The organism is Taibaiella soli (genome assembly GCF_003236175.1).
Taxonomy (GTDB): domain Bacteria; phylum Bacteroidota; class Bacteroidia; order Chitinophagales; family Chitinophagaceae; genus QKTW01.
This window is the reverse complement of sequence record NZ_QKTW01000028.1, coordinates 14,065-28,331: the sequence shown is the minus strand read 5'-3', so window position 1 is coordinate 28,331 and position 14,267 is coordinate 14,065. Positions and strand designations below refer to the sequence as shown.

9 protein-coding genes are annotated in these 14,267 nt (G+C 44.5%); 4 read left to right on the top strand and 5 right to left on the bottom strand.

Going from position 1 to position 14,267, the window contains the following annotated elements; genetic code table 11:
* Positions 1-129: 129 nt before the first annotated feature.
* From recQ to DN068_RS22190, 3 genes are all read left to right on the top strand, one after another.
* Positions 130-2,358 carry a DNA helicase RecQ gene (gene recQ, locus DN068_RS20840; RefSeq protein WP_207799079.1) on the top strand — a complete coding sequence of 743 codons (2,229 nt, stop codon included), beginning with the start codon at positions 130-132 and terminating at the stop codon, positions 2,356-2,358.
* 699 nt (positions 2,359-3,057) lie between these two features.
* Complete coding sequence (locus DN068_RS20835) at positions 3,058-4,413, top strand: carbohydrate porin (protein WP_111000889.1); 1,356 nt, start codon at positions 3,058-3,060, stop codon at positions 4,411-4,413.
* Between the two features lie 166 nt (positions 4,414-4,579).
* Entirely contained in the window at positions 4,580-4,735 is a 156-nt protein-coding gene (locus DN068_RS22190; protein ID WP_165836477.1) for a hypothetical protein, read from the top strand.
* A 189-nt stretch (positions 4,736-4,924) separates the two neighbouring features.
* Here DN068_RS22190 and DN068_RS20830 read toward each other — a convergent pair whose 3' ends face one another.
* Complete coding sequence (locus tag DN068_RS20830; protein WP_111000888.1) at positions 4,925-5,908, bottom strand: bifunctional phosphoglucose/phosphomannose isomerase; 984 nt, start codon at positions 5,906-5,908, stop codon at positions 4,925-4,927.
* A gap of 14 nt (positions 5,909-5,922) precedes the next feature.
* Between DN068_RS20830 and DN068_RS20825 the strand changes: the two genes are divergently transcribed.
* Complete coding sequence (locus tag DN068_RS20825) at positions 5,923-6,279, top strand: YraN family protein (RefSeq protein WP_111000887.1); 357 nt, start codon at positions 5,923-5,925, stop codon at positions 6,277-6,279.
* A gap of 32 nt (positions 6,280-6,311) precedes the next feature.
* On the opposite strand, the gene DN068_RS20820 is transcribed toward DN068_RS20825, so the two are convergent.
* From DN068_RS20820 to DN068_RS20805, 4 genes are all read right to left on the bottom strand, one after another.
* Positions 6,312-6,884, bottom strand: a complete 573-nt coding sequence (locus tag DN068_RS20820; protein ID WP_111000886.1) for an NADPH-dependent FMN reductase — start codon at positions 6,882-6,884, stop codon at positions 6,312-6,314.
* 411 nt (positions 6,885-7,295) lie between these two features.
* Positions 7,296-7,625, bottom strand: a complete 330-nt coding sequence (locus DN068_RS20815; protein ID WP_111000885.1) for a DMT family transporter — start codon at positions 7,623-7,625, stop codon at positions 7,296-7,298.
* A gap of 246 nt (positions 7,626-7,871) precedes the next feature.
* Positions 7,872-8,477 (bottom strand): Crp/Fnr family transcriptional regulator, encoded by a 606-nt coding sequence (locus tag DN068_RS20810; RefSeq protein ID WP_207799077.1) that lies wholly within the window; start codon positions 8,475-8,477, stop codon positions 7,872-7,874.
* Between the two features lie 99 nt (positions 8,478-8,576).
* Positions 8,577-14,267: an Ig-like domain-containing protein gene (locus tag DN068_RS20805; protein ID WP_111000883.1), complete on the bottom strand. Its 5,691-nt coding sequence runs from the start codon at positions 14,265-14,267 to the stop codon at positions 8,577-8,579.

The following is a 14,267-nucleotide window of genomic DNA, read 5'->3' as shown; positions in this document are numbered from 1 at the left end:
GTTTGTATATTTCTTTTACTTTTTTTAACTTGACTGTTGTAAATTCGCAATCCTTTTTAACGCTACTCGGGAGACTTATATATTCTTTGCGGATGATTGAATAATTACCTCTGGTAAAATAATTTGTGTATGGAAGCTGGTATGGCAACTGCTAAATCTAAAATCAATTTAAAAAAATCACTCCATGAACACTTTGGCTTTGAAGGCTTTAAGGGTGATCAGGAAAAAATTATCAAAAGCATTTTATCGGGGCAAGACACATTTGTGATCATGCCTACCGGCGGCGGGAAATCGCTTTGCTATCAGCTGCCGGCCCTTTTGAGCGACGGAATCGCAATTATCGTATCACCACTAATCGCCCTCATGAAAAATCAGGTAGACCTGATTCGCGGTTACAGCAGCAGTGATCATATTGCCCATTTTTTGAACTCTACATTGAGCAAAACACAGCAGAAAAAGGTAAAATCCGACATTCTCGAAGGACATACCAAAATGCTGTATGTCGCACCGGAAACGCTTACTAAGCAGGAAAATATCTCCTTCTTTTCAGATATCAATATTTCTTTTGTAGCTGTCGATGAAGCACACTGTATTTCGGAATGGGGGCATGATTTCCGTCCGGAATACCGCAAGTTGCGCGATATGATCGAAGAGATCAATCCAAATCTTCCGATTATCGCACTCACGGCTACTGCTACACCAAAAGTGCAGGACGACATCGTAAAAAACCTGTCGCTCCGCGAACCGAACGTATTTGTTTCCTCCTTTAACCGTCCGAACCTTTATTACGAGATTGTTCCAAAGGGCAAGAAAGAACAGGTGCTCAAGCACATGGTCAAATACATTCACTCCATGAAAGGTAAAAGCGGTATTATTTACACGCTCAACCGTAAAACGACGGAAGAACTGGCATCTACATTGCAGGCAAACGGCATCAGCGCCGTAGCTTATCATGCCGGTCTGGACGCCACTACCCGCGCCCAACGCCAGGATACGTTCCTGATGGAAGAAGTGGATGTAATCGTTGCGACGATTGCCTTCGGTATGGGTATCGACAAGCCGGACGTGCGTTTCGTAATGCACTACAACATTCCGAAGTCGCTGGAAAACTACTACCAGGAAACAGGCCGTGCCGGCCGTGACGGACTGGAAGGCAACTGTCTGTTATACTATTCTTATAAAGATGTACAGAAATTAGAACACCTCATGCGCGACAAGCCGCTGAGCGAGCGCGAAATGGGAGCTCAACTGATTTCTGAAACATTGGCTTACGCCGAAAGTGGCGTTTGTCGTCGCAGGCTTTTACTGCATTATTTCGGGGAGGAATATAAAAGTGAAAACTGCGGTAAATGTGACAACTGTCTGAATCCAAAAGAAAAACTGGAAGTTCGCGACAGCACTAAAATTGTACTCGACACGGTTAATGAACTGGACGAACGTTTCAACATTGACTACGTTGTAAATATCATTCTCGGCAAGTCCAATCCGCAAATTCAAACATTCCGCCACGATAAGCTTAAGTCTTTCGGCGCCGGTCTGATCATGAAAATGGATGCAAATTTCTGGCAATCTCTTATACGCCAGATGATGCTGGAAGGCATGATCCGTAAGGATATTGAAGAGTACGGCCTGCTGAAAATGACTGAAAAAGGTCATAAATTCCTTAAGAAACCATATTCGATTATGGTGGCGCTGAATCATAACTACGAAGAAGTGGCCGCTGTTCAGGAAGAGGAAGAAGTGGCCCTGGGTGCTGCTGCAACGCTGGATACAAGGCTATTTGACATGCTGAAAGATCTGCGTAAACAAGTAGCAAAAGAAAAAGGCCTGCCTCCGTTTGTGATCTTCCTCGAAAACTCGCTGGAAGATATGGCCACCAACTATCCTACTACGCTCGAAGAACTGGAAAAAATCCAGGGAGTGAGCAAGGGCAAGGCATTACGCTATGGCCGGAAGTTTGTAGACCTGATCGCTGGCTATGTGGAAGAGAATGAAATTGTGAAACCAGACGACTTCGTCATGAAAAGTGTGGTGAACAAAAGTGGTATGAAGGTGTTTATTATTCAAAACATCGACAAGAAAATTCCGCTGGAAACCATTGCGAAAAACAAAGGACTGAATTTGCAGGATCTGCTTACCGAAATGGAAACGATTGTTGCCAGCGGTACAAAGCTGAATCTTGATTACTGTATCGAACAGGAACTCGACGAATACGAGCAGGAGGATATCTTCGATTATTTCCGCGCCAGCCACGACGACAACCTGGACAGCGCTTACGAGGAGTTCAAAGACCGCGATGTAAGCATCGAACAACTGCAAATGATGCGCATCAAGTTCCTGAGTGAATTTGGAAACTAGGCCTCGGCCTAGCCTGCCCCCTCCTTCGGAGGGGAATTTCCGAAGCGATTACTAGCTTAGACAATTAAATAATTCGAATCCCTCGCAATATTGCGGGGGATTTTTTTGCCGTCACTATTAGCTTTTCCCGCAAAGACGCAAAGCTTTGTCTCGCGGCGGCACTAAGGCGCAAATCCTTATTATACCAATTGAACTTCAAAAACGAGATTAAAATTTTCCGCTAAATCAATTTTACAGAAGTGTTTTCTGTCACTTTTGCCTTGAAGCAAAAGTAACCAAAAGTTCAAGGCTTAAGGAAACTACGGCTAAAATGAAAAGGCATTTCGCTGCAATTATTAAAGCTTACTATGCGGCTTTATACCCCTTCCTGGCCATTCTATAATTGATCTGTGTTGCTTCTGTTCACCATCATAATTGCGGACGCTGTATGCATTTCATTTTTTAACGCCTACGTTTCCTTAGGCCGGTCGTGTTCCGTAAATCCATCTTTACACAATTAACCGTGCTTTTTTTGATGGTCAATTGGTATAAACGATTTCCATAGCAAACTCACTCGCGTTCGTTATTTGACTTTTCACGTTTGACCATTCACCATTGACCATTCATCATTGCCCATATTTAATGCTTTCATAAAGAAAATTCCTTCATCTTTGCGGCCGAATTCAATTAAGGTCAGCCATCTCAGTTATTAATCCGCGGATGAAAAAATTTTTACCAGCAACACTCCTGCTTACGTCTTTCGGCGTGCATTCTCTGGCGCAAGTAGAGAAAGCAAACCATTTTAATATCCTTAAAGACGAATCAAAAGATACCGTAAAACGGTTTAATCTCCATTTTCAGACCACTTATATCTACCAATATAAGCCTCAGATGACGTCGCCATATGAGAGCACGAACAGTTTGATTGGTAAAGAAGAAAAAGAAAACTCACTGACTGCGACCATGTATCTCAGCATCCGTCTGTGGAAAGGTGCAAAAGTTTTTGTGAATCCGGAAATTGCGGGTGGTAGCGGTTTGAGTGGTGCATTGGGTATGGCCGGTTCATCAAACGGCGAAACAACACGTGTGGGCAATCCGGCGCCAACACTTTATCTGGGTCGTGGCTATCTGGAGCAAACCATCGCGCTGAGCAAAGAAACCGAAGTACAACAGGATGATGCCAACCAGCTGGGCGGTTACGAACCAAAAGACTATCTGCGTTTTACTGTCGGCAAATACGCCATGGGCGATCTTTTCGATAATAACGCTTACGCCAATACGCCACGTACACAATTTATGAACTGGGCGCTGATGAATAACGGTGCCTGGGATTTTGCTGCAAACGTTCGCGGTTATACTTATGCGTTTGCAGCAGAGGTGCAGAAAAGCAACTGGAATTATAAGGCTGCTATCGCAACGCTGCCAAAAGTGGCCAATGGTGCAGAACTAAATACAGACTTAAGTCAGGCATACAGTTTAAATGCCGAAATCGGCAAGGCTTATAAATGGCATGGCAAAGACGGTAATATCCGGGTTTTAGGATATCTGAACAATGCCGACATGGGCAGTTATAAACAAGCGATTTCCAGCAGCAGTCTGACAGATACACCAGATGTTACTGCAACCCGCCAGAACGGCCGTACCAAAACAGGTTTTGGTATCAGCTTCGATCAGGTATTGAATAAAAACCTCGGGCTTTTTGCACGACTCGGCTGGAACGACGGCAAGAACGAGAGCTGGGCATTTACAGAAATTGACCAGACTGCAAGTGTCGGTTTGAATCTGGACGGCAACATGTGGCATCGTGTGGATGACTATGCGGGTGTTGCGTTACTTGTAAACGGCATCTCTAAAGACCACCGTGATTACTTAGCTGCCGGCGGTTATGGTTTTATCATCGGTGACTCGAAATTAAACTATGCTCCCGAAGGCGTGCTGGAAATGTACTACAATTTCAAACCAACGGCTTATCCAATCTGGTTTTCAGGAGATTATCAACTTTGCATCAACCCGGCATATAATAAAGACCGCGGACCGGCGAATATTTTCTCGTTCCGAGTGCATGTTCAACTGTAACATTCTGGCGTGTTAAACGATCTATATAATGCAAGACTTTTTTGTCACGCATTAAAATTTGTCATAACTTCACATCGAAAATCGCCCGGCGATGAAAGCTATTTATCTAAAATACCGCCTGTACATAAGAACTGTCTTATGCTCCATAATGGCCGCCTTTGTAATAATGGCCATTGTTAACTTCGACGATATCAAAAACAGTTTTGACAAAGGTCGTGGCAAAGTGAGCATCGTTGCACACAGCACTAAGGACTCTATGTTTAAAGTGCCTGAAAAAGTAGCAGTGATTACCGGCGTTGTTTACAGAGCGCTTTTCGATTAAAGAAATTTCAACAAACACTTATAGACAAGAAGGCAGGAACGCATCGTGATGTTCCTGCTTTTTGTTTTTAGGGCGGGCAAACATCTATATTAAGCGAGCTCCCTCGTTGCCGCAGAATAACAAACGCAGCATGAAATCTTCAAGCTGAAATCTTCAATCATAAATAAAAAAGACCCTTTCGGGTCTTTTTTATGCTTTATTCAGTTCGCCTTTTAATGAATCAATCACCTTCACTTCTGTAGCATCTACACCGTGGAGATCTGCGAGATAAACAGAAACCCAATCTGTGAGGTGAACGAAGTAAAATATTTTCTCCCAATAGCTCTTACCTTGTGAGAATATTTCTATGATTGTTGACGTATATTTTTTGATCACTTTTTTATTGCTGTCCATGCGCATTTGCACACGGCTGTAATCGCTCTCATTACGCAGCATTACAACACCAAGGTTGTCGTTCTTATCGCGCCAGCCAACCAGTTCATTGTGGTTCATTTCAGGAATCACATTGTGCCATGCAAGCATTTTGCCGTTCTCGTTGATTTGTTGACGAAAACGTACCGCCACGCCTTCAAAATTCGGAGCTGTATAAATCACGGGAATTTTGCCATTCAGCTTTTTCGCAATCGCTTTTGCAGATTTCTGAATCGCTCCGGTTTCATTTTTGAGCAGTTTTATACTGGCAAGAATATCTTTTTCAAAATCTCCTTTCAGTAATTTATGATACTGTAATGCAAACAACACCTGCACGATTGAATAGCCGAGACACGCACGTGGTGGCATACCTGCAGGAAGCAAAATGCAATCTACTTTTTTCTTTCTTGCAACTTCAGCCACTTTACCGCCAGATGTAACGCACACTATAGTTGCTTTTGCTTTAAGTGCCTGTTGCAGGCAAGCTACTGTTTCCTCCGTATTACCAGAATAAGAAGAAACAAGCACCAATGTATTTTCGCCAACGAATGCAGGAAGCGTGTAATCTTTATTTACGATGAATGGTATCGCCGCTTTGTCGCCCAGGAAATTTTGAATAATGGAGCCGCCAATACCGCTACCACCAAGGCCTGTAAGTACGATGTTCGAAAAAGTTTTGCGTGCAGAAAGGAAGTGATAGTTTTGACCGATGATCAGGGCTTCTTCCAACTGTACTGGAAAATCTGCGATTAATTCCTTCATTTAGACGTATTTCAATGGCCAAACATAATGAAACTGGGATAAAAGGTGAACAAATTGCCGAAAACTTTTTGCTAAATCTTGGTATGACGATGCTGGAGCGCAATTGGCGGCATGGTAAAAAAGAGGTGGATCTGATCTTTTCTTGCGGTGAAACGTTAATTTTAGTCGAAGTAAAAACCCGCAGCAGTTTTGATTTCGGATTCCCGGAAGAAGCTGTAAACCCGCGTAAGCAGGCATTTCTAAAGGAAGCTGCCGCCGCATATTTTGACGCCAATCCCAATTTTTCTGAGATACGTTTTGATATAGTGAGCGTTCTTGTAGCGAACGATCACATCAAAGAAATCCTTCATTTTGAGGATGCGTTTTATTGAAATTTTAACAATTTTTCGACCGCATCCGACTGCTAAATTTTCATATCCCAACCATCCATTCGTTTGTTGGCTTCTATTGCGCGAAATAATTCTTTCAAAAACGGAGCAGCTCTTTCATCTAAACCTTTGTCTTTAATGGTACCATCTTCTTCGAAAATATTCTGCGCCTGCGGACATGGAAACATTGCAGGAATCACATTTGCGTGAATTTTCCAAAGGCTAAACAATAAAGATGTGATCACTTGTGTGCCGCCGAAAACGCCGTTAGACACCATAGAAATGCCGATAGGCTTGCGTTGCCACTCGCGATAAAGCAGATCTACAACGTTCTTTAAACTCGCCGGATAACCGCCGTTGTATTCAGGCGTTACAATCAACACGCCGTCTGCTTTACCAACTTTTCCCGAAAACTCCAGTGCGGATGGAATGGGATCTTTCTGAAATTGCAAGCGCTCGGAAAACAATGGAAACTGATATTCCATCAGATCAAGAATCTCCACAGTTGCCAGTTGGCGGCTTTCAATATAATTTTTGAAATAAAGCGCTACTCTGTGGCTTACGCGTCCTACTCTAACGCTGGCTGAAATGATGGCGATATGCGGCATAAGGCTGATTTACCATACAAACTACGAAAAATGTCTGATGGCTGATTTGTTGATCGCGGATTTATATTCCGTGTGCAATCAATGTCGTTCCCTAAAAATAGCCTCGATTTAACTACTTGTTTTTTCTTTTGCTGTAGCATCTCCGTTCTCCTACTTTTTTATGCAAAAAAAGTAGGCAAAAAAGGGCAGCCTAAGCCAGATCACTCCGTGGCTTAGGCAATCGCCCGATTAGGCTACGTAACTACTGTACTGCCGGGCTAATTACCTTGAAAAATAATCCAGTTTTAATGAACATTATTCTTAGGCAACGACATTGAACGGACCGCGGGGCCTTCTTCAGCTCATCCAAAGAAAGAGCACTCCAAAGGCAGATGCCTGTACAATAAAATTGACAGCCTATCGGAGATCTGATTATTCTGTGGAAACGAATTTCAATCCAACGATTGACGCGATCAGTGTAGCAATAAAAAACAAGCGCCAGAAATCCGCCGGTTCTTTAAAAAACAGCATACCTATGATTACGGTACCAACAGCGCCTACACCTGTCCAGACGGCGTATGCAGTGCCCATTGGCAATGTTTGTGTGGCTTTATAGAGTAGATACATACTCATGGTCAGACTTACGAAGAACCCGACCAACCAAAGCGTTGATGTACTACCGGTGGTTGTTTTTGCTTTACCCAGACAAGTGGTAAACCCTACTTCAAATAATCCCGCAATGATGAGTATGAGCCAGTTCATATTTCTTAGATTTTTCTGAAATGCAAAGTTGTGGCAGTTTGGCGGGAAATAATTTTACAAATGTTAAAAAGCCTTTCAATCGCCGATGCCTGATTTCCTGATCGCTGATTTTTAGTTGCATTATTTGCTTTCTGCAGCGGGACAAAGGTGCAGTGCGTATGTCAGCGACCAATATTATCAGGAATATCTCCTATCGTCGACATCACAAACACAACAAGTTCTTGTTGTAAGAGAAGCAAAATCGCGCTAAGACACCCCTTCAGACGATGGAGGTGTTGGGGTTATTTTTTTGCGGATGCGGCTGAGCGTTACTTGTGTAACGCCGAGAAAAGAAGCTATATGACCGAGCGGCACACGTTGCAAAAGCTCAGGACTGTGTTCCAACAGCGCGTTATATTTATCCGTGGCCGTCTGAAGCAATTGACTAATGAATCGTTCTTCTGTTCTTACCAGTTCCTGTTCAGCCAGCTTTCTTCCCCAGTTTGCTATTTCACTGTTCTGCTGATACAATGCATGAAGTTCTTCATGCCCGATTGTGTACAAAACCGAGTCTTCCAGCAACTCAATTGATTCGTAACCTGGTTTGTCGTAAATGTAGCTATTGTAAGAAAGCACGAAATCTCCTTCCTTGCCAAACCAGAAAGTTAGCTCCTTATCTTCTTTGTAACAAAATGCCCTCGCAATGCCCTGCGCTATCAGATAAATATCACTGGCGGTTTTGCCTTCATAAAAAAGTATGGTTCCTTTTGTGAGCTCCACCAGTTCCCATTGTGCAATCATAATTTGCAGCGCATTTTCCGATAAAGGATAAATGGCCTGAATAAACGTTTGTATCGAAGCTGGATGGTTCACGATCGGCAAGTGTATTTCTACACAAAGAAAAAGAAAAAAGGCCATTCCATGAATGGAACAGCCTGTTAGGTTTCAATTGTTCAAAACCCCAAACCGATTTTATTTATTCATCTTTACCACTCTTTCGTTTTTAAGTAAATGTCCTTCCATATCCGTAATGCGAACCATGTATACACCATTGGCAAACGGAGTAATATCGAGCATTGTAGCATCTGCAGCACGTGCCAACATACGGCCGTCTACATGATACAATTCAATATTTACTCTTTCGCTGGCGCGCACCCAGATTGCATTAGTTGCGGGGTTAGGATAAATGGAGACAGTTTTTGAGACAGCGTTTACGTTGCTCACATACACGCCCGAAACGGGAACTTGTGTAGATGTGACCGTACATCCGCTCGCGTTGCCTACAGTCACGGTGTAGGCACCATTGGCGGTAGCAGTCCAGGTGGAGGTTGTAGCGCCTGGAATCAGCTGACCGTTGAGGTACCATTGGTAGGTTGTATAAGGGCCAGTAGCATCAAGTACAAAATTATTAAGCGTTACAGTCGGCTGTTGTGGCACCGGATTTACAACTACATTGGTTGTATCGAAATAAGAGCAACCATGATTTGGCCCGGTGCTGCTGTCTGTAGCTACTAAATAATAATTCATAGAGGAAATCGGAGAAACCGCAATAGTACTTCCTGCGAGTCCTACCGGATTCCAGTAATAAGAATAACCGGCATTAGCGGAACTAGCAGTAAATCTCGCGGTATCCCCAAAGCAGATTGTTGCATTAGCAGGAGTAATATTTACCGCAGGTGAGGTTGTAACCGTTGCCAGTACTGGTGTACGCGCACTTTCGCAGGCAGCAGAAACCATCCAGTCATAGAAATAATAGTAAACAGTAGTCGCGCCCCCGTTGGTACCTGTTATTGATGCAATACCAGGCAGCGTATACGGATAACTTACTGTTGTGCTGGAATTATTATCGTAGTTAAAGCTGATAGCCGGAGATGAACCTAAACAGAGTTGCAAACCTGTTCCCGCAGGAACGTTAATGTTGAGCGGAATGCGCGTTTTCACACCAGGAGCGGCAGTTGCGGTCACGTTTACGTTCACGGTCTGCAAAGTCGTTCCCGCAGCGTTTTTCAACACAACAGGGAATGAAAGATTCGTACTACCAATCGGATAAATGGCTACTGACTCCAGCGTGAATGGTACCAGCGCATCAAATTTAAGACCAGATGCGGAGTTGGATCCTGTAGTACCATTAGTATTTACCTTTCCGATATAACCTTCACCAGAGCCACTTACAGCAGAAACGTAATAAGTAGTATTCGCGGTGATTACTGGCGTAGTAAACGAAGCACCGGAAGCAAGATTCGCTCCACCTGTCAATGAATCATACCATTTCAAAATTGTATTACCAGTACCCGTTGCCTGCAAAATTGCAGCACCCGGGCCACAATGAGTACCTGGAGTTGTGGTCACCACCTGTGGATTAGAAACGATGACACTGTCGTAAGGTTGCAGACAGGTAGCGTTTGCTGTGTTCTTAATGCGTGCATGGAAAAACGTAGTACCTGTTACGCCTGTAAAATACGCGGTGTCTGTTGCACCGGTAATTGCGGCGTAAGTAGTGTTATTTGCTGAGCTTTCCCATTGAATGCTACCCGGTGCATAACCTGCTCCAGGATTCAGTTTCATACGTGCGATACCATTGATACAAATCGTATCTGGAGATACCGTTACAGAAGCAGTTGCTGGCTGCACCCACACTTTTCCGCTATCTGCACCCGTACAGCCAGACGTAGTGCTTGTAGCCATTGCCGTGTACATGGTAGCACCTGCCGTAGCTGTTTTAGCATAAACTGTAGCTGCTGACGCACCATTTACATACGGTATTGTTGCGGCCGCATCGGTAAACAAATTGGTCGATGGCGTCCATACATAAGTATCATAATTGGTAAGCGGAGAGGAAACAGACATGGTTGCAACACCATTGTTACATACCGTTTGCGCAGCACTTACAGAAAAGGCCGGAGCGCTGTTACTTACTGTGGCTACAACAGGTGTACGCGCGCTTTCACAATTTGTAGTGATGGCCCAGTCATAGAAATACCAGTATTGGCCGGAAGTAGAACCATTGGTAATGGATGCTACGCCTGGTATTGTGTAAGGAAATGTAATAGCACTGCTCGCGCTGTTATCACGAACGAGCCCTGTTATACTACCCGTTTTTGCAGTAAAACGCAATTGATATGCGTTGCCTACGGCTACAGGAAAATTCAGCGGAACAATTGTTTTTATACCAGGAGATGCGGTACCCGTAAGATTTACCGTTGCGGTCTGCAATGCAGTACCCGTCGCATCTTGCAACACGATTGTTACGGTACCGGCGCCGGTACCAACCGGATAAACGGCTACAGATTGTAACGTAAATGGAACCAGGGCATTGAAGACCGGACCACCTGCTGAAACAGAATTGCCATCATAGCCTCCAGAAAATGCCTTACCTATTTTTTTGACAGTTGAACCATTACTTGCGGAAACATAGTAAGTGATTGTGGTACCAATGATAGGCGTTGTATAAGAAGTACCTGTGGCAACTGGCATGCCACCTGTTGCAGCCGTATACCAGTTGATTGTGGCACCCGTTGTAGCAGCAGCAGCAAGCACTACAGTTCCGGTACCACAGTGCTGATTAGGTGTAGTACCTGTAATTTGTGGCGCATTAACCGTCACAGCTGCAGTTGTGGCCGTAGCCATGGTCGTGCTGCCACATTGCAGTAATGCTTTGTAATTATTATTAGCTGTTAATGCTGGCGTTGTGTAAGTACTTGTGGTTGCTCCTGCAATATTGGCAAACGTACCAGTATTGTCGTCTTTCTGCCAGGTCACGGAAAGATCAGCCGGGTCTGCAGAAAGTGTGAGTACTGTATTATCACCGCCGCAGATAACTGCCGGAGATGCGATTGTTGTGAATGCCGGAACTGCATTTACTTTATAACTGTTCGGTACTGGTGTATTGCCGATAGCTGTCGCACCGGAGAGATCTACACTTGAAGGGCAATACCCAGTACTAAACGCAATACGGTTGTTACCGACATTTACTGTTGCTGCTGCATCCTGAGCCACTATAAAATAAATAATGGAATCGCCTGTGGCCACCGGTGCAGTCAGTAAAGCATAATTCGGAGTAAAACTAAAATTCGGACCAGTACCTGTAGCGGCTACATATTTCCAGCCACTGAAAGAACTCACGTTATTGGCAGGATAAGTACCAAATGCATTGTTTTCAGAAGCCTTGCGGTAGTACATGCGCGGTGCAGTACCTGCTGCAGCATTAACGCCACTTGCATCTGTAATGTTGGCTGTAAGCGACGGAGCGGTAGTACAATAAAGCGTGGCCGGAATCGGTGTATAGGCAATTGCCGGACCTTCGTTATCGGTTACCGTACCCGTGAACTGCAATGCACCGGCATCTGCCGGCAACGTACGTGTAGTACCTGCATAATCGGCAGCGATCGGCGCATTGACACCTGCTTTCTTAGCCAGTGAAGCACCCGAAGGAACCCATGTATAAGGGAGACTGCCTGCAACCATGTTATTTTCTGCAGAGGAAGTCTGATCTCCGCCTACGAAATTTTTATAGTTACTGCAAGTGCTGTTAAACGTCGGATCATTTGTAAGGCTGAATGCATTTACCAATGGATTAGCTGTTCCTTCTCCATACAAATAAGAATTCGCAACCATTGGCGCATAATAAATATTGCCGCCAGTTGCCGGTAAAATATTAGTTGGGGAAACGCCGGCGGTTCCTGCAGATTTGGAAACTGCAGCAGTAAAACCCGTACCAGCCGGTACTACATTTACATTGATAATATTATTGCGAAGATCAAGCGCTGTAATACCTGTGACATAGCTCAGCCCCCGTGCACCAAAATTTGCCCCACTGGTACCGGCGGAAAAATTGATGGTGTTGTGGTACACTTTATAAACCAATGCAGCACCATTGTTCGCTACATTCAGAGAAAGCCCGATGATACCTGTCCCATTACTATAACCAGTGCCGACACTGATATTAGCGAAGGTATTATTATAGATCATGGCACTGTCGCGGCCGGTAGTCACCTGCATACCAGTAAGACTACCAGAAGTACCGGCGATTTTCAAACCGGAAGCTATGTTATCATGAAAACGAATAGTACCATCTGTACAAGAATAGCCGATCAATATACCGGTATTGGTGCTGAGATTGGCGGCGATATTATGGTTAATATCCGGCGTTGCCAAAGCACAAGTCATACCCGTAACATTACCAGATGCGGTTACGTTGCTGATCGTATCATTGGAAACCTGGCTATTAAAACCGCCGCCAACGCCGCTATTACCGCCAAAAATGAAAAAGCCGGTAAAGGCACCCGCGCCGGACAGCGTTACTGAATCAATCTTATTATTTTTTACAGAGAGTAAATACTGTTGCCCGCAGCTTACCTGCATTCCGTAGGTTGCTGTAGTAATGCTTGAGGTTAAGTTTACGGCCTTATTATCCAGGATATTCATCTGTCCTGTGCCAGTACCGTAAATATAAAATGGCACCAATGTTCCACCACCAAAGAAATTGTGGATCACATTGCCGCCGATGGTTACGCTAGGTGAATTACCTGTATAAATATTAAATCCGTAGAAGTTATTGCTGGCATATACATCACGGATTGTATTACCCGAAACATTCACCGTTGCATAAGTGGAAGATGAACCTGGATAAAAACCAAAAACTGTGCTTGATGAAGCCGCGCTCATGGTATCGCCCGCGATCACATTTCCAGCAAGCACATAGTTTGCATTAGCATCAGAACCGCTGGTGCTTACTGCATACATGGATCCACCAGAACCCTTCTGAGAGAATGTATTGCCGGTAATGGTCAGATTACCCGTACAACCTGTGGTAACATTTACACCATATTGTGTAGCTGACTGAGCAGCCGGAGATGTAAATGTATTTTGCGCAACGACCATGATAGAATCGTTCGTAAATGTTACCCCGGCAGCGGCTGTAGCATTACCGCCAAAATTGATGGTATTGCCAGCAACAACGGTGTTACGGTCATACAACGTAGCACTCGCCATACCAATATTGTAGATACCACGCTGTGCTGATGTGATGATGTTTGCTGTAAACGTATTGTTGATCTGCGCATCGGAAATGGATGCACCGGTAGGACTCAGAACCGTAACATCGGTTGGAATATGGTTGGCCGCATAAATCGCCGAGGAAACAGCTGCTGTGCCCATTGCGAAATGACAATTGGTCACCGTCACATTCTGGCAGCCGTCATAGGGCAATGTATTATTAAGCTTCAGCAACGCAACGCCCCACTCCATCTGCGTTGTGGCAGTAGTATTGGCACTACTCTCTGCAAACCAAAAATTATCGATTGCTACGTAATCGGTACCCGCGATTTTAAAAAAACCGTCGGTAGTACCCGTACCCATGAAAGCGTTGATGGTATTGCCATTGCCATGTATCACGATGGTTTTAGCGGAAGAAACGGAAGCATTCAACGTGGCGCTACCTAATACATAACCGCCCGCAGGCGCAGTTTGCGTATTACTGGCTGTAACATTGATGGTCACGCCTCCTGTACCAACACCCTGCGTATTCAAGGCGGTGACAACCGAAGACAGGTCGGGGTAAGTGGTGCTCGGTACTGTAACAGTGCCCGACAACTGTGCGTACGTCTGCGAACTGCCCACCAGCGTCAGGAGCGCAACCGCAGCTATTCGAGTACAATAATTCAT